Source organism: Sorangium sp. So ce204 (assembly GCF_051526795.1).
Lineage (GTDB): Bacteria > Myxococcota_A > Polyangia > Polyangiales > Polyangiaceae > Sorangium > Sorangium cellulosum_B.
In genome coordinates this window covers 9,435,372-9,456,822 of the sequence record NZ_CP150317.1, presented here as the reverse complement: position 1 = coordinate 9,456,822, position 21,451 = coordinate 9,435,372, and the positions used below count along the sequence as shown (strand labels likewise).

Annotated in this window: 20 protein-coding genes; 3 read left to right on the top strand and 17 right to left on the bottom strand. The window is 70.5% G+C overall.

Annotated elements, in window-relative coordinates:
- Nucleotides 1-4 precede the first annotated feature (4 nt).
- Nucleotides 5-1,609, bottom strand: coding sequence for a S8 family peptidase (locus WMF22_RS35435; RefSeq protein ID WP_438032622.1), 1,605 nt, complete (start codon nt 1,607-1,609; stop codon nt 5-7).
- 313 nt (nt 1,610-1,922) lie between these two features.
- On the opposite strand from WMF22_RS35435, the gene WMF22_RS35430 reads away from it, so the two are divergent.
- Nucleotides 1,923-2,516 carry a hypothetical protein gene (locus tag WMF22_RS35430; RefSeq protein WP_437294377.1) on the top strand — a complete coding sequence of 198 codons (594 nt, stop codon included), beginning with the start codon at nt 1,923-1,925 and terminating at the stop codon, nt 2,514-2,516.
- Nucleotides 2,517-2,656: 140 nt separating this feature from the next.
- Here the strand turns inward: WMF22_RS35430 and WMF22_RS35425 are convergent, their stop codons facing one another.
- From WMF22_RS35425 to WMF22_RS35390, 8 genes are all read right to left on the bottom strand, one after another.
- A complete protein-coding gene (locus WMF22_RS35425) occupies nt 2,657-3,304 on the bottom strand; it encodes a hypothetical protein (protein ID WP_437294376.1) in 648 nt (215 codons plus the stop codon).
- 476 nt (nt 3,305-3,780) lie between these two features.
- Nucleotides 3,781-4,260 carry a hemerythrin domain-containing protein gene (locus WMF22_RS35420; protein WP_438032621.1) on the bottom strand — a complete coding sequence of 160 codons (480 nt, stop codon included), beginning with the start codon at nt 4,258-4,260 and terminating at the stop codon, nt 3,781-3,783.
- 313 nt (nt 4,261-4,573) lie between these two features.
- Complete coding sequence (locus WMF22_RS35415; protein ID WP_438037312.1) at nt 4,574-5,287, bottom strand: pirin family protein; 714 nt, start codon at nt 5,285-5,287, stop codon at nt 4,574-4,576.
- A gap of 118 nt (nt 5,288-5,405) precedes the next feature.
- Nucleotides 5,406-6,365 (bottom strand): GNAT family N-acetyltransferase, encoded by a 960-nt coding sequence (locus WMF22_RS35410; protein ID WP_437294374.1) that lies wholly within the window; start codon nt 6,363-6,365, stop codon nt 5,406-5,408.
- Nucleotides 6,366-6,435: 70 nt separating this feature from the next.
- A complete protein-coding gene (locus WMF22_RS35405) occupies nt 6,436-7,611 on the bottom strand; it encodes a hypothetical protein (protein WP_437294373.1) in 1,176 nt (391 codons plus the stop codon).
- The gene (locus WMF22_RS35400) at nt 7,608-7,838 is read right to left on the bottom strand and encodes an acyl carrier protein (RefSeq protein ID WP_437294372.1); all 231 of its coding nucleotides are present in this window, start codon (nt 7,836-7,838) and stop codon (nt 7,608-7,610) included. Before WMF22_RS35400 ends, WMF22_RS35405 begins: the two co-directional genes overlap by 4 nt.
- Nucleotides 7,839-7,853: 15 nt before the next feature.
- Nucleotides 7,854-8,663, bottom strand: coding sequence for an acyltransferase (locus WMF22_RS35395; protein WP_437294371.1), 810 nt, complete (start codon nt 8,661-8,663; stop codon nt 7,854-7,856).
- A gap of 320 nt (nt 8,664-8,983) precedes the next feature.
- Nucleotides 8,984-10,018, bottom strand: coding sequence for a lysylphosphatidylglycerol synthase domain-containing protein (locus WMF22_RS35390; RefSeq protein ID WP_437294370.1), 1,035 nt, complete (start codon nt 10,016-10,018; stop codon nt 8,984-8,986).
- A 123-nt stretch (nt 10,019-10,141) separates the two neighbouring features.
- Here WMF22_RS35390 and gor point away from each other — a divergent pair, with 123 nt between their 5' ends.
- Complete coding sequence (gene gor, locus WMF22_RS35385) at nt 10,142-11,566, top strand: glutathione-disulfide reductase (protein WP_437294369.1); 1,425 nt, start codon at nt 10,142-10,144, stop codon at nt 11,564-11,566.
- Between the two features lie 158 nt (nt 11,567-11,724).
- Entirely contained in the window at nt 11,725-12,315 is a 591-nt protein-coding gene (locus WMF22_RS35380) for a DUF420 domain-containing protein (RefSeq protein ID WP_012239178.1), read from the top strand.
- Nucleotides 12,316-12,348: 33 nt separating this feature from the next.
- On the opposite strand, the gene WMF22_RS35375 is transcribed toward WMF22_RS35380, so the two are convergent.
- The 8 genes from WMF22_RS35375 to WMF22_RS35340 all read right to left on the bottom strand — a co-directional run bounded on the left by WMF22_RS35375 (nt 12,349) and on the right by WMF22_RS35340 (nt 21,446).
- Nucleotides 12,349-13,131, bottom strand: coding sequence for a hypothetical protein (locus tag WMF22_RS35375; RefSeq protein WP_438032620.1), 783 nt, complete (start codon nt 13,129-13,131; stop codon nt 12,349-12,351).
- Between the two features lie 217 nt (nt 13,132-13,348).
- Entirely contained in the window at nt 13,349-14,008 is a 660-nt protein-coding gene (locus WMF22_RS35370) for a sulfite oxidase heme-binding subunit YedZ (protein WP_438037311.1), read from the bottom strand.
- A 2-nt stretch (nt 14,009-14,010) separates the two neighbouring features.
- Entirely contained in the window at nt 14,011-15,045 is a 1,035-nt protein-coding gene (gene msrP, locus WMF22_RS35365; RefSeq protein ID WP_438032619.1) for a protein-methionine-sulfoxide reductase catalytic subunit MsrP, read from the bottom strand.
- A 47-nt stretch (nt 15,046-15,092) separates the two neighbouring features.
- Complete coding sequence (locus WMF22_RS35360) at nt 15,093-15,875, bottom strand: DUF5995 family protein (protein ID WP_437294366.1); 783 nt, start codon at nt 15,873-15,875, stop codon at nt 15,093-15,095.
- A 1,169-nt stretch (nt 15,876-17,044) separates the two neighbouring features.
- Nucleotides 17,045-17,818 carry a succinate dehydrogenase/fumarate reductase iron-sulfur subunit gene (locus tag WMF22_RS35355; RefSeq protein ID WP_437294365.1) on the bottom strand — a complete coding sequence of 258 codons (774 nt, stop codon included), beginning with the start codon at nt 17,816-17,818 and terminating at the stop codon, nt 17,045-17,047.
- On the bottom strand, nt 17,818-19,731 hold the full coding sequence (locus WMF22_RS35350) for a fumarate reductase/succinate dehydrogenase flavoprotein subunit (RefSeq protein ID WP_437294364.1): 1,914 nt from the start codon (nt 19,729-19,731) through the stop codon (nt 17,818-17,820). The genes WMF22_RS35355 and WMF22_RS35350 overlap by 1 nt, the downstream gene beginning before the upstream one ends.
- 19 nt (nt 19,732-19,750) lie before the next feature.
- A complete protein-coding gene (locus WMF22_RS35345; RefSeq protein ID WP_438032618.1) occupies nt 19,751-20,446 on the bottom strand; it encodes a succinate dehydrogenase cytochrome b subunit in 696 nt (231 codons plus the stop codon).
- 139 nt (nt 20,447-20,585) lie between these two features.
- On the bottom strand, nt 20,586-21,446 hold the full coding sequence (locus tag WMF22_RS35340; protein WP_437294362.1) for a response regulator: 861 nt from the start codon (nt 21,444-21,446) through the stop codon (nt 20,586-20,588).
- Nucleotides 21,447-21,451: the final 5 nt, after the last annotated feature.

Below are 21,451 nucleotides of genomic sequence, written 5' to 3'. Positions count from 1 at the left end.
CCCCTCAGCGGCGCGCGCGGGCCGCGCCGCGCCGGCGCGCCGCAGCGGCCAGGCCGAGGAGCGCCGACGCCGCGAGGCCTCGCCGCTCGCCTGAGCCCGCGCCGGCCGAAGCGCACGCGCAGCCGGCGCGCTGGTCGCCGGCGCCCTCGCCGCCTCCCGAAAGCGGCGGCGGCTCGTCCCCGAGCACCTCCGTGAGCGCCGCGACAGGGTCGATGATCCCGTGCCCGAAGATGGGATCGTGCCCGCTCTCGTCGGCGACCGCGTAGGGCGCCAGCCGCGCCGTCCGGATCATGACGTCGTAGAGCTCGCCCGCGGTCCGCTCGGGCGCGGCGCTCACCAGCAGCCCCGCGACGCCGGCGGCGACAGGGCACGCCGACGAGGTGCCGCCGAACCGGTCGGTGTAGTCGCTCGCGTCGTCCCCCTCGCTCCCGGCGATGTCGGTGCTCAGCGTCCCCGTGGGCGCGACGAGGTCGATGGATCTCCCGCGGTTCGTGAACGACGTCGCGTCCTCCAGGTGGTTGACGGCGCCCACGGTAAGGACGCCCCGCACGGCCTGGAGCTCGTCGTCGAGGATCTCCCTGTCGTCGTTGCCGGCGGCGAACAGGACGAGCGCCCCCTTGCCGTTGCGCCCGGCGTCGAACAGGCGGTTGATCGCGGCCTCGACCACCCTGGGGACGGGCATCGGGTCGGCGTACCCCCAGCTGTTCGACACGACGGCGGCGTTCACCTGCAGGGCGAACTCGAAGGCGTCGACCGAGGCGGAGATAGGCCGCGGCTCGTCGTCGATCAGCCGCACGCACCGCAGCCTGCAGGCGGGGCAGCCGCCCGCGATGCCCACGCCGTTGTTGGTGTCGGCGGCGATCAGGCCCGCGCAGGCCGTCCCGTGGTTCACGCTCCGCTCGCCCGGCTGGTAGGTGGGGTTGTCGTCGTCGTCGATGACGTCCAGGCCTGGATCCATCTTCGCGGCGAGGTCGGGGTGATCGAGGTCGCAGCCGGTGTCGATGACGACGATGGACGTGGCCGCGTCGCCCTGCGTGCGCCCCCAGGCCTCTTGCATCCGGAGGTCGTCGAAGTACCACTGGTCGGGCAGGCGCGGGTCGTCCGGCGCGAACGGCGCGCCGTGCGCCTTGAGGCGCACGTGGAGGTCCGGGATCGCCTCGCGCACGGAGGCCGGCCGCGCCGCGCCCTGGAGGCGCTGGGCGAGGTCGAGGCCGTCGCCGCCGCCGGCGTCCCTGACGAGCCACAGCCCGATCGAGGGCATCAGCGGCCTCACCACCTCCACGCCCGCGGCGCCGAGCGCGTCGAACGCGTCCAGCGCTCCAGGCTCGACCTCCACGATCGCGGTCTCGCCGACGCTCGCCTCGACCGTCCGGCCGCCTGGATAGCGGAGCCGCACCGGCGCGAGCGCGCGCGGCGTCGAGGACGCGCCCAGCGCGGCCGGACCGAGCCGCTCGACCGCGACGCGGCGCCCGCCGTCCATGAACCACGCGTCGCGCGCCTCCTCCGCTTCCTCGCGCACGGCCGCGCGCGGGCTGGCGAGGCCGTCGCCCGCCATGGCGGCGAGGAGGAGCGCCGCCCGGGAGAGCACGATCGAGGGCTTGTGTCGCATCGCTCTCCTGGATCTACCGGAGCGCGCGGCGTCCTACCAGGGCCGCCCCGGAGCGGCGCTCGGGCGAGGAAGATGCAGGCCGTCAACCGGCGCTCGGACAAGGAGGATACAGACCGCCAAGACGCCAGAAGACGCCAGGAAGAGAGGTGTTTCCGGGGTCTCTTCGTGTCCTTGCCGACTCGGCAGTCTCTCGCTTCGAGCGCCGGGGACTCGATCCCTCATTCAGGTCCGCAGCGCGTACGGGGTCGCTCCGGTCGTCGCGAACGTGCCGCTGTATTCTCCAGAACGGCGGCCGTCTGATAGGCATGATTTCATGCGGATCAGGCTTCATCGATTGATGTTCGGTACGGTGCTCGGCGTCTCGCTCGGATGCGGCGGGGGCAACGGCGAGCCCGCTGGAGATAGCGGCGGCGCACCGCTCGGCGAGTTCGAGTGTCGGGTCGGGGCGGATTGCAACAACAACACGTGCAACCGGCTCAGCGATGCCGCCTGTTATGAGGTGCGAGGCGCCGGCTGCGCATCCGACGAGGACTGCGCCGGCATCGACGGCCAAAGCGGCGGCGGGGGAGCGGGAGGCGGGGGAGCGGGAGGCGGCGGCGCAGGCGCGCCGATCATCTGCGAGACGCTGCATTTCACGTGCCCCCTGGCTATCCAGCGGCGGCTGATGCCCACCTGCGTCCGCGGCTGCGAGACGGACGCCGACTGCCCTTCGACGCTGGCGTGCGCGCCGGATCATCGGTGTCGGGCGAGGGCGTGCGCCGCCGAAGCGGACTGTCCGAAGAACCACGTGTGCGACACGACGGGCGGCGCGTGTACCCGCACGGCGTGCTCGAGTGACGCCGATTGCGAGGGCTTCTGCGTGCTCGGGAGGTGTGAAGAGAAGCCGGGGATGTGCTTCCTGTTCTGACCCGCTTCGACATGGGCCCGCGGCGGCGGAGCTCCCGCAGGTCCGTCCCTGGCTCCGCGCCCGCGGCGGGCCCCGGGGAGAGCGCTCGTCGCGCGGGGCAGGGACCGGCGGATGGTTGAACGGACCTGGGCGGCGAGGGACTACCCCTTCCCTGCGCCCCGGATCACCATCGACACGAGCAAGTCCCTCATCTTCGAGAGCTCGTCCCGCACCGCTCCGTCGTCGGGGAGCGACGCGAGGCGCAGCGTGACGCGCTCCAGGAACTGCTGCCTCGCCCTCTCGAAGCCCGGCACCTGCTGGTCGTGCAGCGCGCAGGTCACAAGCTCGTGGTCGAGCAGCCGCCAGAAGAACTTGCCGTCCACGGTCGTGGCGCCGAGCCTCCCCGTGAAGCCGACAACGGCCCGCGCTCCCGCGTCGAGGAGCCTGTCGAACAGCGGACCGCTCGCGGTCTCGCCACAGCAGAAATAGAGAACGCGACCGCGCGCCCAGAGCTCGATCTCCTGCGCCGGGCTCTCGTGCGACAGCAGGATGCCGTCGGGCGACTCGTCGTCCACAACGCAGCTCGTCTTGCCGTGGGACGACACGACGATCGCCCGGAAGGGATTGCCGGCGCTCTCGGCGCGCGCGATCTGGCGGAGTATCCTCCTCCGCTCCGCGCTGGCGCGTCCGAACGGTACGACGGAGAACTGCTCTCCCATACGCCCGTAGAGCTGCGTGCGTCCGGCCGCGAACCAGGCGCTCTCCGGGTCGAAGGATGTGTCAATCGAGAGTACAGGTCGAGCCGTCATCCTACCTCCGTCAACGATCGCCGGTGAGCGCTGGCCATCGCTGTCCCGCGCGCGGGATGGATGAGCGCCCGCTGCGCCGACTGGCCGGCGTGCGGATCAGGCCCTGCCCCTCGGCTTCTTCGCAGCATGCCCTCTTCCCGCGGCCATTCCGTACTCCTGCCACGAGACTCGCAGCAGTCTAGAATAACAACCGTAGGGAAACTCCTACTAGAAAAATCGCGTCCGCTCGGACGAATTTCTCAGGTCTCGCTGCCTTGTATCGTGGCGCTTGCGCCTGCGTGCGGCTCAGGTTTTTACGTCCGCGCCTGGTTCGCGTTCGCGGGTGTCGCAGGAGGGTATCGTTTCTAACAGTTCCAACGGTTCCAACGGTTCCAACGGTCTTCGCCTCGGAGCTGCGTGTGCGGGCGCCGTGTCCGGGCGCTCACGGCGCCGGGGGCCATCGCCGGGGACAGGGCGCTGGAGAGGCGGCGCACGGCTCAGGGGAGGGACGCCGCTGCGTCGGTCTGGCCCAGGACGAGCCTGCGGGGCTCCCCCTGCTGCAGCGCGCGCATCCTCGCGTGCATCTCCTGCCCGAGCGCCTCGCGCGCGCCGTCGTCAAGGAGCTTCCTGACCCTGGGGAACAGGTGCTCTTCCTCCTCCTTGTGGTGATGCTCGAGCTGCTCGGCGAGCACATGGAGCTTGGGCCCGAACGTCTCGTCCGCGGCGTCGAGGGCCACGAGATCGGCCAGCACGCGCTTGATGGACAGGTGCTCCTCCAGCGACTCGAGGAGGAACTCCTCGGTGCGGCGAGCCCGGACCGCCGGGTAAAAGTGCTGCTCCTCGATCGTGATGTGGGTGGCGAGGAGATCGGCGGCCGCGGAGAACTGCGCTGCGGTGACGGAAGATGCCTCCTTCAGGTCGGAGAATCGCTGCTCGAGCTCGCGGTGGTGGCGTTCGAGGAGATCAATCGCGTCCATGAGATCTCTATGGAGCAGAGTCCGCCTCCCAGCAAGCGGGAGAGGCGCGCTGAGCCTGTCAGATCGACAATCGCAGCTCCAGCTGCCTCCCGGCGTGGAGCCGCGGCGCGGCGGCGACATGGTGGGTCCGAGGACGCCGGGCGGAGAGGGATGATGAGCATGAGGGTGTGTCGGGTCGTCGCTCGCAAGGTGCCTGTTTGCCACAGGGGGTTTCCTTGCAGGCGGCAGGCCCCTCCTGACGCCGGCGATCATGACCTCGATTTCCCGCCGCGCCGTCGGGGAGCCGGCGAGCGGAGGGCGCGAGCGCCGCCGATCAGGCGAGGTCGAACAGCAGCACCTCGCCCGCGCCCTTCCCGACGAGGTGGAGCGACTGACCAGCTCCTCCCGCGCCGGGCGCGCCGATGGCCGCCGCGTCGCCGGCCTCGAGCAGCGTCCCGTTCAGCTCGACGCTCCCGCGCGCGACGTGGACCCAGGCGTTTCGACCGGCCGCGAGCTCGTAGCGCGCCTCTTCGCCTTGCCCGAAGAGCCCCGCGAACAGGCTCACGTCCTGGTGGACCGTGACCGAGCCCTCGCGCCCGTCCTGCGAGGCGACGAGCCGCAGCTTGCCCTGGCGCTCTTCCTTCGAGAACGCCTTCTGCTCGTAGCTCGGCGTAATCCCGCGCCGATCGGGCACGATCCAGATCTGCAGCAGGTGAGTCACGCCCGCCTTCGAGGTGTTGTGCTCGCTGTGGTACACGCCCGTCCCCGCCGACATGCGCTGGACCTCGCCAGGGCGGATGATCGACCCGTTCCCCATGCTGTCCTTGTGCGAGAGCTCCCCCTCCAGGACATAGGTGACGATCTCCATGTTCTGGTGCGGGTGCATGCCGAACCCCCGCGACGGGGCGACGCGGTCGTCGTTGATGACCCGCAGCGCACGGAAGCCCATGTGCTCCGGATCCTGGTAGTCGGCGAACGAGAACGTGTGGAACGACTGCAGCCACCCGTGGTCGGCATAGCCCCGCTCGCCAGAGCGCCGGATCACCATCGAAGAAGTGTTGTTGGCCATGACCTCACCATGCGCCCGCCAACCCATCTTGTGAATCGGCATTGTTCTGATGGAAACCATCTGCAACGTAGATGGTTTCCCCTGGGACACGGTGGTGTCAGACGACCTCGAGGTTGGTCGTCTCGGCGTCCAGCCAGGGCCCGCCCTTCGGGTGGATGACGAACGCGTCGAAGGTCGCGGCCGTCGCGCGCACGCCGGCCGGCCTGAGCTGGTCCTGGGGGACGATCGCCAGGTTCGGCGCGCTCACCGTCGGTGCGGTCGCCTTTCCGCCGAAAGCCTCCGACGCCGCGCGCATCACCGCCGCGAGCCGATCGGCGGTCGGCTCCGGCAGGAAGAGCGTGCCGAGCGTCGCCACACGGTCGATCCCCCGGGCGGTCGCGATCTCGGACAGGAACACCGCCGCGGCGCCGACGGCCTGGCCCGCCTCCTCGACGAGCAGCAGCCGGCGCGGCCGTGGATCGCGGAGGGCGTGCTCGAGGTGCGCCGCGTCGGGCGCCGCCCACAGCACGCGCTCGCCGCTGCACGCCGCCATCACGGCGAGCACGTCCTGCACGGTCGATGCCGGCGCGGCCACGGCCCGCGGCGGCGCGGCGCTCGCCCGGGGGAGAAAGCCGTGGTTCCGGCACGCGGTGAGCCGCTTCAGCTCGAGGCCCACCGCCGCCACCGCCTTGAAGAGCACGCGCTGCGCGGGCGCGGACCGCGCCTCCACGAACACCGCGATGGGCAGGTCGGTCGTCCGGAGGCCGGCGAGGAGCTCCGTGTACAGCCGGCTCGCCAGCCCTTGCCCCTGGAACTTCGGCCGCACGCTCACGAACGAGAGGACATATCCCTCCGACGTGGCGCCCCGGAACCGGAACCGGCGCGGCGCGACGCCGATGAAGCCGGCCGGCTCGCCGCCCTTTCGCGCGAGCACGGCCTGCGGCGCCGGGCCGGGGAAGCCGAACTGCCATCTCAGGTAGCCGGCCGTGTAATGGAGGGTCGGCGGAGGCCACGCCTCGCGCAGCACGAAGCTGGCCTCCTCCGCCGCCGCGATCGGATCGACGCGCTCGAACTGCATGGACACGAAGCCTCTCAGATCCCCCGGGAAACGGAACTGCGAGCGAGCGGCGAAGCGGCGATGCGCCGCTCTACAGGGTCGCCATTTCGGGCGCGCGCCGCACGACATCGGGCCAGCCGGCCGGATCGCCGCCGTGCTGGGCCAGGAACGCGTAGACCCACCGCTCCAGGCCGAACGCGATGCACACGCTGTGCATCGGGCCCGCGCCCTCGACATCGCAGCTGAACGCGCGGCCGAAGAAGTCGGTATGGTAGTTCAGCGAGCCGGCCGCCACGCGCTCGCCCTCCGGGAGCATCAACGAGATCTCGTATTTCGTCTCGCTGCTGATCTGGAAGTACGTCTTGGCGGCCGCGTCCGGCGCGATGAAGAACGGGTCGCTCGCCGTCCGGATCTCGCCGGCGAGCCGGTGCTCGTCGAGGTAGCGCGCCACGATCTCGTTCCCCTGCTCGCGCAGCGCGAGGACGTCCTCCCGCGACCCGAGGAAGACGATCTCCCGCATCGTGAACTCCCAGAGCCGCCGCAGGTCGACCATCTTGCTCGACTCGTAGCGGAAGCAGCGGCCCGCGAGCGCGTAGCGCGCGCCGCCGGCCGGCAGCACCCGGCCCCGGTTCGCCGCGTACACGTGGTAACAGACCGCCGGCGAGAGGCACACCTCCGGCGGCGCCATGTCGCTCAGCGCGCGCTCGTCGAGCGTGTCCCGGTCCTGATGCCGCGCCCGGAAATCCTCGATGAGCGGCATGTCCTCCGGCAGGTGGCACGTGAACGTGACGATGTGCGGGAACGAGCGGAAGTAGTCGCACTTCGCCAGCGTCGCCGCCGGGATCAACGTCGGCACCAGGATCGGGCTCGGCGAGAACGGCGCGCCGAGCGCCTCCAGCGAGCGATCGAAGTAGCGGTAGAGCCGCAGCGGGATGCCCTCGAGGGCGACCTGGCCCTGGCCCATCTGCGTGATCCCGCCGGGGAGCGCGCCGCCCCGGAACTCCACCCGATCGCACGCCGGGCTGCGGTACACGAGCTTGCGCGTGAGCTGGCGCAGGCTGCGCTGCATGGTGCGCGCGAGGCCCTCCGCCGCCTTCGCGAGGTCGGCCGCGCGCTCCTCGGGGGCCTCGAACTCCAGCGCGGCGCCCTCGCGGACGAAGCGGATGTTCGCGATCTCCTTCGAGAGGAAGGCGATCTGCTTGGGGATCTCCTCCTGCGCCATCTCGGTCGCAGGCGCCGCGAGCTCGACGGTGACGACCCTCCTCACGGCGCGAGCTCCTGGATGAGGGAGCTCAGCGCGCGCGGCGTGCGGGCGACGCTGAACCGGTCGTCGGGGAGCGCCACGTTGAACCGGTCCTCCAGCTCGGTGAGCAGCTGGAGCGCTCGAACCGAGGAGAACCCCGCGTCGTAGATGTCGTCATCGGGCTTGATCTCGGCGGGCAAGCGGCCGACCGTGACGATGACATCGATCACCTTCTCCACCTCGATCATCATGAAAGAACTCCAGGGTTAAGATGCGCTGTCGGAGCCCGAGCGACGCGCAGCGTCGTCCGCGCCGTGCCTTCTCGCACTGGGATCGGCGCGGTCCGCCGCGGGCCCGATGGGCGGCGGCGGCTCGGTCGTCCGGAGTGATGCCACCCGTCGGGCCGGATTGCCAGCGACGACGGTGTACGGAGGGACATCGGCCATCACGATGGAGCCCGCCGACACGACGCTGCCCTCGCCCACCGTGACCCCCGGGAAGATCGTGGACCGGGTCCCGAGCCAGACGTTGTCCTCGATGACGACCGGCCGCACCTCGGCGTCCGAGGGAGGCAGGCCCCGCCTCCGGGCCTCCGGATCGCTCGGGTGGCCGCTCGAGTCGAGGATGAAGACGCCCGCCGCGATCATGCAGTGCTTGCCGATGGTGACCGACTTGCCGACGACGATCCGGCAGCCGTGCCCGATCCCGGTGTTGTCGCCGATCCGCAGCGTGGGGCGGTCGCAGAACCGCGCGGCGAAGATGAAGTCGGTCTTGCCGTCGAGCACCACGTTATCACCGAGGATGATGTCGCCGCGCCCATTGATGAAGTGGATGAAGGTCCCCGTCCGGACACCCTTGCCGTACTGCACGCAGTGCGACTTGAAATGCGGCTCGCAGACGAGCACACGCGCACCGAAATAGTACACCTCGCGCGCGGCCTCGAACGCCATGCGCATCGGGACCACGATCGGCCGCGGCGCGGGCAGGGTGAAGCTGCGGACCTGCCGGCGCACATGGCGCAGGGCGCGGGCGACGTCGTGATCGGAGGAGGCGAGGAAACGAACCAGATTCTTCATAGAGGGTCGCTCGGCGCGGACTGGTCCAGTCTGCGATGTTCACCGGGTCGCACGCGGCCAGAAGGACGAAACGAACGGAGGCCGGAGACTATAACCCGAAACTCGCCACGCCGAACCTGCTCTTGGCCGACCTCTCTCTCTTCGGCCTCCGCAGGGCCTCTTTGGTCTCTGCCGGGTCTCTGCCGGGCCTCTTTGGTCTCTGCCGGGCCGCTCTTCCGCCTCTCTCTGCCGCTCTCTGCCCCCATGGCAAACGATGCGCCAATCGACGTTGGCGAGTAGCCTGGTTGCAAGATTTCGTAATAACGTGACGGCGAGCCGCGTTACGCCGCGTCATGGCCGGGCGGGGGAGCGTCCGCGGGGCGCTTTGCCTCCATACGGGGCAAAACGCCCCGGAGCAGGGCCAGGCCGAGCGCGGCCTCGACGAGGGTGAGCGCGACGGCCCACGTCGTCGTCGAGGCGGCGATGGCGGCCAGGCGTGCGTCGCGCGTCGCGCCGGCCGCGAAGCCCTCGAAGAGCGCGGCGGCGAGCACGTCGCGCGTGCCGAAGCCTTGCGGCGTGATGGGGAGCGTCACCGCCACCATCAGGATCGGGATGTACGTGAGGGCGGCTCCGAGGGGAACGCGCACGTCGAAGAACCAGAAGGGGAGCCAGGTGCCGGCGAACAGGACGAGGAGATGCGGGATGCGCGCGGCGAGCGCGACGAGGTGGCCGCGCACGCCCGCCTCGAAGAGCGGGGCGAGGAGCTTCGCGCGGGCGAGCCGGGCGGGGCGCAGCGCGAGGATCGCGAGGTAGAGCGCGCCCGCCGCGAGGAGCAGGGCGGACCCGGCGAGCGGCCCGCCGTTCGCGGGCACGGCGACGGCGCCGAGGAGGAGCAGGCAGCCGAGCCACGACGCGTACACGACGAGCGTCGCGCCGGCGACGCGCGCGAGCGGCACGGCGTGCACGCGCGCGAGGAAGACCGTGATGAAGGCCTGACCCACGTGGTGGTTGAGCAGCGACGGGAGGTAGGAGGCGCCGCGGAGCACGAGGAAATCGCGGAAGGCGACGGGCGCGATCAGGCGGCGGTAGACGAGGACGGTCGCGAACGTGTCGGCGCCGAGGAGCGCGAGGACGAAGAGGGCGGCGAAGGCGACGAAGAGCGGGGCATCGACGCGCGACAGGGCGGCGCGGAAGGCGTCGAAGTCGAGCCGGCCGAGGACGAACGCGACGAGCGCTGCCGCCAGCGCGAAGGGCAGGGCGCGGCGCGCGCGCCCCGCGAGGCGCGGCGCGGGACGCTCCTGCAGGTCGCCGTCGCGCGGGCGCGGGCGTGGTGACGGAGCGTCGGCGAAGGTTCCCGTGTGGGTCGAGGAGCGCAACGGCGGGACCGTAGCAGAATCCCCGCGCCGGTGGCCGAGCCGAAGCCGGAGGGAGCGGAGCCCGTCGCGCGCGACCGCACGGCGCGCGGCGACCGCGCCCCACATGGGGCATAGTCGTCCGCCATGTCCAAGTACGATTACGATCTGTTCGTCATCGGCGCCGGCTCCGGCGGCGTGCGCGCAGCCCGCATGGCCGCTTCCTACGGCGCCCGGGTCGCCGTCGCCGAGTCGCGCCACCTCGGCGGCACCTGCGTCAACCTGGGGTGCATACCGAAGAAGCTCCTCGTCTACGCCTCGCACTACGCCGAGGACTTCGAGGACGCCGCCGGCTACGGCTGGACGGTGCCCGGCCACGGCCCGAGCGGGAACGGGCACGCCGGCCCGTCGTTCGACTGGTCGACGCTCCTCCGCAACAAGGACAAGGAGATCGAGCGCCTGAACGGCGTCTACGAGCGGCTCCTGAAGAACTCGGGCGCCGATGTCCGGCGGGGGCACGCCCGGGTCGTCGATCCCCACGCCGTCGAGATCGACGGCGCCAGGATCACCGCCGAGCGGATCCTCGTCGCGACCGGCAGCTACCCCTGGATCCCCGATCTCCCCGGGCGCGAGCTCGCCGTCACCTCCGACGACCTGTTCCACTTCCAGGCGATGCCGCGGCGGGCGGTCATCGTCGGGGGCGGCTACATCGCGGTCGAGCTCGCCGGCATCCTGCACGGCCTCGGGGCCAAGGTGTCGCTGATCCACCGCGGCCTGCACCTCCTGCGCGGCTTCGACGACGACATCCGCGCGTTCCTGGCCGCCGAGATCCAGAAGAAGGGGCTCGACCTCCGCCTGGGCGCGAGCGTCGAGAGCCTCGCGCGGCAGGGCGACGCGCTCGTCGCGACGCTCGCCGACGGCACCGAGCTCTCGGCCGACTGCGTGCTGTACGCGACGGGGCGCCTGCCGAAGACCAAGGGGCTCGGCCTCGAGGAGGTCGGGGTGAAGCTCGACGAGGAGGGCGCGGTCGTGGTGGACGACGCGTTCCAGACGTCGGTCCCGTCCATCTATGCGCTCGGCGACGTGATCGCGCGCGTGCAGCTCACGCCCGTGGCCATCGCCGAGGCGATGGCGCTCGTGAAGACGCTCTTCCGCGGCGAGCGCGCGCGCGTGGACTACGCCGGCATCCCGACCGCCGTCTTCAGCCAGCCGAGCGTCGGCACCGTCGGCCTGTCCGAGGCGCAGGCGCGAGAGCGCCACGACGTCGCCATCTACCTCTCGACCTTCCGCGCGCTCAAGCACACCCTCTCCGGGCGCGAGGAGAAGACGATGATGAAGCTCGTCGTCGACCGCGCGACCGACCGGGTGCTCGGCGTCCACATGGTCGGGCCCGACGCCGGCGAGATCGTCCAGGGGTTCGCCGTCGCGCTGAAGTGCGGCGCGACCAAGGCGCAGTTCGACGCGACGATCGGCGTCCACCCGACCGCTGCCGAGGAGTTCGTGACCATGCGCGAGCCGCTGCGGAACGCGGATCGCAGCCCCCCGATGGGGATCGCGCCGAGCTCCGCGTAGCCCGGGGTCCCACGGGGCGGCGCCGTCCGCGCCCGTCCGCTTCGGTCCGTCTGCGAGCGCTGGCGGTCGTCCCCGTCCGCTTCCGTCCGCTTCCGACCGCTTCCATTCGCTGATCCGAGCTCGCTCGCTCGCGTTCGCGCTCGGCGCGCTCCTCTGGTATGGACCGCGCGATGTCGTCCCACGCCTCGAGCCACTTGAAGCCGGTCGGCCTGCTCGCCCGCACCAGCGACCGATCGTTCTACGCCTTCAATGCCGTGCTCTCCGCGGCCGCGCTGGCGTTCCTCGCCTACATCCTCATCATCCGGCGGGGCGCGGGCGGCGCGGATCTCCGCTTCATGCCGCCGCTGAACGCCGCCTTGAACGCGACGGCCGCCACGCTCCTCGTCGCGGGCTGGATCGCGATCAAGCGCCGCGCGATGGTCGTGCACAAGTACCTGATGGTCTCGGCGTTCGCCGCCTCGTCGCTGTTCCTCGTCGGCTACCTCGCCTACCACTTCGTCCACGGCGACACGAAGTACCAGGGCACCGGGCCGCTGCGCGCCGTCTACTTCGCCGTCCTCATCTCGCACATCGTGCTCTCGGCGGGCATCGTGCCGCTCGCGCTGACGTCGTTCTACTTCGCCTACAAGGCGAACTTCGCGAAGCACGCCAAGGTCGCTCGGGTGACGCTGCCCCTCTGGCTCTACGTCTCCGTCACCGGGGTGCTCATCTTTTTCATGCTGCGCGGAAGCACCCCAGCCGTGCCGTGACCGCCGCGCTGCGGCGCTTGTACCAGGGGCGCTCTAGAAGTCCTTGATGCTGCCGCGGCGCCCCTGGAACCCTCCGAAGACGTACCGGTAGGCCGAGAGCACGGCGTACGAGAGCTCCTCGTACTGGTAGATCTCCTCCATCAGCGGGATCGGGTCCTGGTAGAGCGTGTCGCTCGCCACGATCCTGGGCCACGGCAGGCGGTCCGGGTCGGCGCCAGGGACGCCGGCCTCCCTCATGACCTTGAGGAACTCGTGGGCGAGGAGGCCCTGGCCGATGACGCTCGGGTGAACGCCGTCGAGGCTGACGATGCCGCCGGCCTTGCGGCGCCCGGCGCGATCGACGTGGTAGAAGCGGGTGTCCATCGGCGGCGCGACGTTGGCCGCGAAGTACGCGGGGAACTCGTACGACGGCTCGCCGCCGGTGCGCCGGTACGCGAGCCGGTCCAGGCCGCCGGAGACGTCGACGAGGTGATACCGGGGCGCGCGGTGGCGAGCGTTCCTCTCCTCGATGAGCCGGACGAGCTGCGCGTTGCAGGCGTCGACCGTCTCGTCGATGCGCCGCGCGTCCGCCGCGGTGAGGTGCGGCGCGCCCGCCTCGATCAGGCGGGTGCCCCGAGCGAGCGGGGGATAGGTGTAATAGGGGTAGTAGCGCGGGAGCCCGGGCAGCGGGTCGCCGACGCCCGTGGCGATCGGCACGATCGTCACGTGAGGCACGTTGGCCACGAACACCCGCCAGCCCGGGCTCTCGTTGCGCCGCATCAGGGTGTCGACCCGGTCGAGCAGCTCGCCGTACTCGGCGACGAAGTCGTCGGGCATCCAGAGGTTCCACTGCGCCCGGGTCCGCTCGTCGAAGCTGAGCGAGGCCGGCCGCCGCTCGGGCCTGTCCTCGGTCGCCGCGACGCTGAGGAGGATCGCCGAGCCGACCGCGTTGTTGGGGCCGAGCCAGAGGAGGAGGTTCTCGACGCCCCATGGTATCCGAACGCGCGGCGCCGCGCGGCAGGTTCGCCGCGCGGCGGCGGCGCGACGCTCTCGCTCAGCGCGGCGCCGCGCGTCTGTGCCGGACGGCGCTCGCGATGCGCACGGCGAAGAGGAGCGCGAGCAGCGCCGCGTAGATCATCGGCTCTGTCGTGTCCTTCTTCACGCGGAGGAAGAAGTGCACGATCCCGAGCACGGCGGCGGCGTAGGCGAGGCGGTGCAGGCGCTTCCAGCGCGCGGCGCCGAGGCGCTTCAGCATGCGCGCGGTCGACGTCGCCGCGAGCGGGACGAGCACGAGGAGCGCAACGAAGCCGGCGAGGAGGAAGGGGCGCTCGGTGATGTCCTCGACGATCGCGCGCACGTCGAGGCCCTGATCGACGATCGCATACGTCAGGAAGTGGGCGCACGCGTAGAAGAACGCGAGCAGCCCGAGCGCCTTGCGGATACGCAGCGGAAAGGTCCAGCCCGACACGAGCTTGAGCGGCGTCGCCGCCAGCGAGGCGACGAGCAGCACGAGCGCGAGCAGGCCGAGCTGGTTCAGCGCCTCGGCGACGGGGTCCGGGCCGAGCGCCCCGGCCCCGGCGCGCAGGCCGAGCACGACCAGCGGGATCAGCCCGCCGGCGACGACAGCGGGCGGGAGCCAGCCGAGCTTCCGGCCAGACGGCACGCCGGCGCCGACAGCGCGCGGCGGCGACATCGTCCTCGCTGGCGCGCGCATCATCAGAAGCTCTCCCGCAGGTCCATCCCGCTGTAGAGGCCGGCGACCTCCTCCGCATAACCGTTGAATGGCAGCGTGGGACGGCGACGCAGCTCACCGATCCTCCGCTCCGTCGCCTGGCTCCAGCGCGGGTGATCCACCGCGGGGTTCACGTTCGCATAGAACCCATACTCGTCCGGCGCGGCCCGGCTCCAGCTCGTCGCCGGCTGCCGCTCGGTGAGCTTGATGCTGACGATCGATTTGCACCCCTTGAACCCGTACTTCCACGGCACCACAAGGCGAATGGGCGCTCCGTTCTGGCCGAGCAGCGATTTGCCGTAGAGGCCCACGGCCAGCATCGTGAGAGGGTGCATGGCCTCGTCGATCCGGAGCCCCTCGACGTAAGGCCACTCGAGCACGTCGCTCCGCTGGCCGGGCAGCTGCTCTCGATCGAGCAGCGTGGTGAACTGGACGTACCGGGCGCGAGAGGTCGGATCGAGGCGCCTGAGCAGCGCGCCCAGCGGGAACCCGAGCCAGGGGATCACCATCGACCACGCCTCGACGCAGCGCATTCGATAGACGCGCTCCTCCAAAGGAAACCACCGGAGGAGGGTGTCGAGGTCGATGACCTCGGGCTTCTTCACCTCTCCCTCGCACGCGATGGACCAGGGGCGGAGCCTGAGCCGGCCGGCGTTCTGGGCCGGCTCCGACTTGCTCAGGCCGAGCTCGTAGAAATTGTTGTACGAAACGATGTCCTCGTAGGAGGTCCGCGCTTCGTCGGTGACGAACGGGTCTCTCGAGCCCGTCCCGGAGGGCGACGCGCCGGCGGCCGGCGGCCCCGGCAGCGCGGCCGCGCTGCCGAGCGGCGTGGCCTCGCCGCCGGGGGCGCCGGCCGCCGAGAGGCGCGCCGCTCCGCCCGTGAGCCAGACGAGGCCGCCGCCGATGGCCGACGCGGTGCCGGCGAAGAGCGCCGCGTTCTTGAGGAGCTCGCGCCGCCGCAGGTAGAGCGCTGGAGGGGTGATCTCGCCGGCGGGCGGTTCCTTGGGCAGCTTGCTCATGCCCCCATTCTACGATCGGGCGGGGCTCCGGTTGCGGTCGGCCGCGATCACGCGGCCCTTGACAGGAGGCGGAGCGCCGTGTGCGGCGCCTGGTGGAGCGAGGGCAGCGCGAGCATCTGGGCGATGCGCGTGGAGCGCCGCTCGATCCCGCGGGAGAGCGCCGCCCGCTCGCTCCCGCCGCGCGCGGCGAGCAGCGCCAGGACGTCGTCCCAGACCCGCTCGCGCCACCGCGAGAGCATCTCCATCGACACCCAGACCGCGACCTCCGGCGCGGTGTCCAGGAAGAACGCGCTGAGGGGGCAGCCATGCCGCGCGGTGAGGCGCGCGAGCGCCTCGATGACCGAGGCGCGGAGCAGCGAATTGATCTGATCGTGATCGTGCTTGAGCCGCGCGAGCATCGCCCGGTCGGCGCCGTGCCCGAACTCGACGATGGTCGCGTGGATCCCGAAGATCAGGTCGTAGTTGATGTGGGCGCTGAAGCCGAGCAGCGCGTTCTGCACGGGGGGCGTGAACCGCGACGCCGTGCTCGCGTACGCGATGTGCCAGGCGCTACAGTCCTGCGTCGCGCCCCGATCGTACCAGCCGAGCGTCTCGAGGTACCGCTCGCAGAACCGGCCCGCGAGGCGCGAGATCCACGCCGGCTCGAGGAACATGCCATCGCGTCGCCCGACCTGCGCCGCGACCGCGCGCGTGACGATACCGTAGACGTCGGTGAAGGCCGCTCGCCGATCCCCCGCGGCGAGGAGCCGATCCGTCACGGTGTCGAGAACAACGGCAGCATCGTGGACGCTCGTCGGATGCAGATTAAGGCCGTCGATGCAGCACCTCATGAAGTTCCCCTCCTACTTCTTCGCTCGTGCAAGAGACCTGTCTGATGTTCGAACTCCCGCATCCGACCAGCCTCGCAGACCCCGGTGCGCGCCGGCGGCGCGCAGCACGAACGGTGCAGCAGGGCGCCGTCAGGCGATCTGCCCGGCCCCGGTCGGTCTGGTTTGCGGTCCCGGTGCGCGTCGTTCCCATGTGGAAAGCGGATCTCCTGACCCGCCGGGAGAAAGGTCGCCGCGGCCGTTGCCTCTGGCTTCTCCTCCTGCCGGCCCTCCCCTCGAACCGGCTTCCGCAGAAGAGCGATACTCGATGCGATCCTCGACGCGCTCGCCGCGGGATGCCCCCCCTCGCTGCGGCGCTCTAAGTTCGACCTAGTCTACGACATGGTGTGGGGTGACCACAATTGTCTTATGACGTCTGATCCCGTTCAGGACAATTTCGAGGTTATTCCAACTCGTGGCCTCGAACAAGTGCCTGTTGACCCTGACACGTTTCATTGCGGCGCGGGAGAGCGCCACGGCATCTTCGCGGTTGCGCTGCTACTGGAGCGACGGCTCGTCACACTCGAAAAGCCCCCACTGGCATGGGCGCGAGTCGCGACGAGATGTTCTCGAAACATGCCGAGTGCTTATCCCACGTTGACTGTACGGTTGGAGCGCGCGATGTGAAGATTGTTTAGGAAGTGCCTGAGTCGATGATCAGGAAATTCCCGGTCTGTTTTCCACAGGTGGCCTGCAAAATCTTGTGTTTTTGGTGAAAAATTGTACGAAAACGGGGTATGACGGCGGTCTCGTGCCACACCTGCGGCGGCCGTCGGGATCGTGCTGGCGCACCCGCGGCACCAGGGCTCGCCTGTCATGCCGCGGGGCCCTGTTCGGGTGGGCCTCGCGCCGAGGCGCTGCAGCCTGCGCCTGCAGGCACCGGGGGCTGGCCGTACGGGCGGTGATGGGCCGAAGGGCCGGCCTGACCCCGCGAACCCCAGGCGCACCCCTGGGCGCGGGGCATCGGGCGGCGAGCCGGTGGTCAATCCGGGGCGTGCCCGCCTTGGCGGCGGGTTGACGGCGACGGAGCGCCGCCGTTCATGACGTGCGGGAGGAGAGCGTTCGCTGTCGAGGAGAGGGGAGGAGGGAGGGGAGGCGCCGCCGGCTTCGGGCGAGGCCGGCGGTGCGGCGCCTCAGCCGGTGCCGCCCTTGGCCTGCACGTCGCGGTGGACGAGCGTCGCGCGCAGGTAGTCGCGGTTCATCTGCGCGATCATGTCGAGCGGGATCTCCTTCGGGCAGACCGCCTCGCACTCGCCGACGTTCGTGCAGTGACCGAAGCCCTCGACGCGCATCTGGGCGACCATGTTGAGGCTCCGCTGATCGCGCTCCGGCTGGCCCTGCGGCAGGAGGTTCAGGTGCGTGAGCTTCGCCGCGGTGAAGAGAGAGGCGGACGCGTTCGGGCAAGATGCGACACAGGCGCCGCAGCCGATGCACGCCGCCGCGTCCATGGCGCGCTCGGCGACCACCTTCGGCACCGGGATCGCGTTCGCGTCCGGCGCGCTGCCCGTCGACACCGAGACGAAGCCGCCCGACGCGATGATCCGGTCGAACGCGCTGCGGTCCACCGCGAGGTCGCTTACCACCGGGAACGCCTGCGCCCGCCACGGCTCGAGCCACAGCACGTCGCCGTCCTTGTAGTGACGCATGTGCAGCTGACACACCGTCGTCCCACGGAGGGGGCCGTGCGCCTGGCCGTTGATCATGAAGCCGCACATGCCGCAGATGCCCTCGCGACAGTCGTGATCGAACGCGATTGGCTCCTCACCCTTGAGGATGAGCCGCTGATTGAGCACGTCGAGCATCTCGAGGAAGGACATGTGCTCGCTGACGTCGGGCACCTCGTACGTGACGAACCGGCCCGCTTCGTACTTGCCCTTCTGCCGCCAGACATGGAGGGTGAGGCGCATTATTTGTAACTCCGCTGCGTGGGGTGAACCTCGTTGAACTGGAGCGGCTCCTTGTGGAGCTCCTGGGCCTGACCTTCACCTCGCCATGCCCAGGCGGCGACATAGGAGAAGCGCTCGTCGTCGCGCTTCGCCTCGCCCTCGGGCGTCTGGTGCTCTTCGCGGAAGTGACCGCCGCACGACTCCTCCCTGTCGAGCGCGTCACGACACATGAGCTCCGCCAGCTCGAAGAAGTCGGCGACGCGCGCCGCCTTCTCGAGCTCCTGGTTCAGGCCGGTGCCCGTCCCCGAGACGCGGACGTCGCGGTGGAACTGCTCGCGGAGCTCCGGGATCCGCGCGAGCGCGCCCTTGAGCCCGGCCGCGTTGCGCGCCATCCCGCACGCCTCCCACATGATCTTGCCGACCTCGCGGTGGAACGAGTCGGCCGTGCGCGAGCCGTTCGCGCCGAGCAGCTTGTTCAGCCGCGCGCTCGCGTCGCGCTCGGCGTCCCTCACGGCGGGGTGGAGGTCGTCGATCCGCTCGAGCTTCGTCGACGCGAGGTAATCACCGATGGTGTAGGGGATGATGAAGTACCCGTCCGCCAGGCCCTGCATCAGCGCGCTCGCCCCGAGCCGGTTCGCGCCGTGGTCGGAGAAGTTCGCCTCGCCGAGCACGTACAGGCCGGGGATCGTGCTCATCAGGTTGTAGTCCACCCAGAGCCCGCCCATCGTGTAGTGGATGGCCGGGTAGATGCGCATCGGGACGCTGTACGGGTCGTCGCCCGTGATGCGCTCGTACATGTCGAAGAGGTTGCCATAACGCTCGGCGATGGCCGGCTTGCCGAGGCGCCGGATGGCGTCCGAGAAGTCGAGGTACACGCCGAGCCGCGTCGGCCCCACGCCGCGGCCCTCGTCGCATACCGCCTTCGCCGCGCGCGACGCGACGTCGCGCGGCACGAGGTTGCCGAAGCTAGGATAGCGGCGCTCGAGGTAATAATCGCGCTCGCCGTCGGGGATTTGCTCCGGCGGGCGCGTGTCGCCCGGGTTCGCGGGCACCCAGATGCGGCCGTCGTTGCGGAGCGACTCGCTCATGAGCGTGAGCTTCGACTGGTAGTCGCCCGAGACCGGGATGCACGTCGGGTGGATCTGCGTGAAGCAGGGGTTGCCGAAGAGCGCGCCGCGCTTGTGGGCCCGCCAGATGGCCGTGGTGTTCGACCCCTTCGCGTTCGTCGAGAGGAAGAAGACGTTGCCGTAGCCGCCCGACGCGAGGACGACCGCGTCGCCGAGGTGCGTCTCGAGCGCGCCGGTGATCAGGTTGCGGGTGATGAGGCCGCGCGCCTTGCCGTCGATGACGATGAGGTCGAGCATCTCGGTGCGCGGGTACATCTTCACCTTGCCGAGGCCGATCTGCCGCTCGAGGGCCTGGTAGGCGCCGAGGAGGAGCTGCTGCCCCGTCTGGCCTCGCGCGTAGAACGTGCGCGACACCTGCGCCCCGCCGAAGGAGCGGTTCGCGAGCACGCCGCCGTACTCGCGCGCGAACGGCACGCCCTGCGCGGCGCACTGGTCGATGATGTTCACGCTGATCTGCGCGAGCCGGTACACGTTGGCCTCGCGCGCGCGGTAGTCGCCGCCCTTCACGGTGTCGTAGAAGAGGCGGTAGATGCTGTCGCCGTCGTTCTGGTAGTTCTTCGCGGCGTTGATGCCGCCCTGCGCGGCGATGCTGTGGGCGCGGCGCGGAGAGTCCTGGAAACAGAAGCTCTTCACGTTGTAGCCGAGCTCGGCCAGCGTCGCGCTCGCCGCGCCCCCGGCGAGGCCGGTGCCGACGACGAGGACCGTGTACTTCCGCTTGTTCGCCGGGTTGACGAGCTTCAGGTTGAAGCGGTGCTGGTCCCACTTCTTCTCGATGGGACCTTCGGGGATCTTCGCATTGAGCTGCATGATGACGGAGGCTCCGGGCTCAGCGGACGATGCCGAACAGGACGGCCAGCGGGACGGATGAGAAGCCGACGAAGAGCAGGATCGACGACGCGGCCGCGAGCTTCTTGAGCGCCGGCGTGTAGCGCGGATGGCTGAAGCCCACCGACTGGAACATGCTCCACGCGCCGTGGTAGAGGTGCAGCGCGAGCAGGCCCATGGCCACGACGTAGGCAATCGCCGCGGGCGCCGAGCTGAAGCCCTTCACGACGTTGTCGTAGGCGTCGAGCGGCACGAAGTCGGGGTGCACGGTGCCCGTCGTCAGGTGGAGCAGGTGATAGACGATGAAGGCGGCGAGCACGCCGCCGCTCAGCAGCATCGTCCGCGCGGCGACGTTCGGGCGCCGCTGCCCCTTCACCTGGTAGGGGACCGGCCGGGCAGCGCGGCTGTGCTGCGCGAGCGTCACGCCCGTGTAGACGTGGACGATGAGGGAGGCGAGGAGGACGATCCGCGTCCCCCAGAGCAGGGAGGGCGTCCCGTGGAGGAAGGCGGCATAGTCGTTGATCTTCTCCCGGCCGAGGAAGACCTGCAGGTTGCCGGTCATGTGGCCGATCACGAAGCCGAAGAAGATGACGCCGCTCAGCGCCATCGCGATCTTCTTGCCGACGAGGTCCCGGTAGAAGGTCGCGGCGCGCTGGGCCCTGGCGGGGAGAGTCGATGGTGCAGCGGTGGGGCTCATCGCTCCCCTCCTTTAGTGGGGTGCGAACGCGTTCGCCAGAGGGAATCTTGAGCTCGATCGCCGAAGAATTTGCGGGCGCTCGCCGCGGATCTCGGCGCGCTCGCCCCATCATCATCCATCCCGCGCGCCCGCGCGGGCGTCAGGCGGCGCAGGGGCCGAGCGAGCGCCGTACCTTGTGGCCGTAAAAGGCGAGCGCGAGCTCAATCGCGAAGATGCCGATGGCCTGCTCCTCCTGGCTGGTGAACGCCGGCAGGCGCTCGTCGCGGAGCACGACGAGGCCGCCAAACGAGCTCTCGCCCAGGCGGAGCGGCGCGACGATGGCGGCGCCGAAGCGATCGCCCTCTGCGGTGCAGAGCAGATCGGGCGCGTCGTCCGCGGACAGGCGGACGGGCGCGAGCGCGCCCTCGATGCGCCCGGCGAGCCGAGCGATGAACGCCGCGGACACCTCGGCGCCGGAGGCCGCCTGGTAGATGGCGGCCCCTTGATCGAGCGCCAGCGAGAGCGCGGCGCCGGTCGTATAGACGACCTTCGCCGCGAGATCCACGGCGCGCTCGGGGAAGTCGTCCCGCGAGAGGGACGCGACGAGGGCGGCGCTCGCCTGGTGGACGGCCGCCACGGCGTCGAGGTGGGTGCGCAGCATCGCCGCCTCGAGCATCCGCTTCAGGTCCTCGATGTCGTAGGGCTTCTCCAGCATGTCGTAGGCGCCGCGCTCGATGCATTCCACGGCGGCCTGCGCGCTCGAGTACGGGGCGCCGACGATGATCTCGAGGTCCGGGCCGAGCGCCTTGAGCGCGGCGATGGTCCCGGGGCTCTCCATGCCGAGCGCCCCCACATCGGCGACCACGAGGTCGAAGCGGCGCGCCTTGACGAGCTCGAGCGCCGCGAGCCCGCTCTCGGCGCAGGTGACGTCGAAGCCGCCCTGGCCGAGCTCGAGCGCGAGCCTGTCGAGGACCCTCTTCTCGGCGTCTACCACCAGCACATGGGGTCGGGCCTGGCTCACTGATG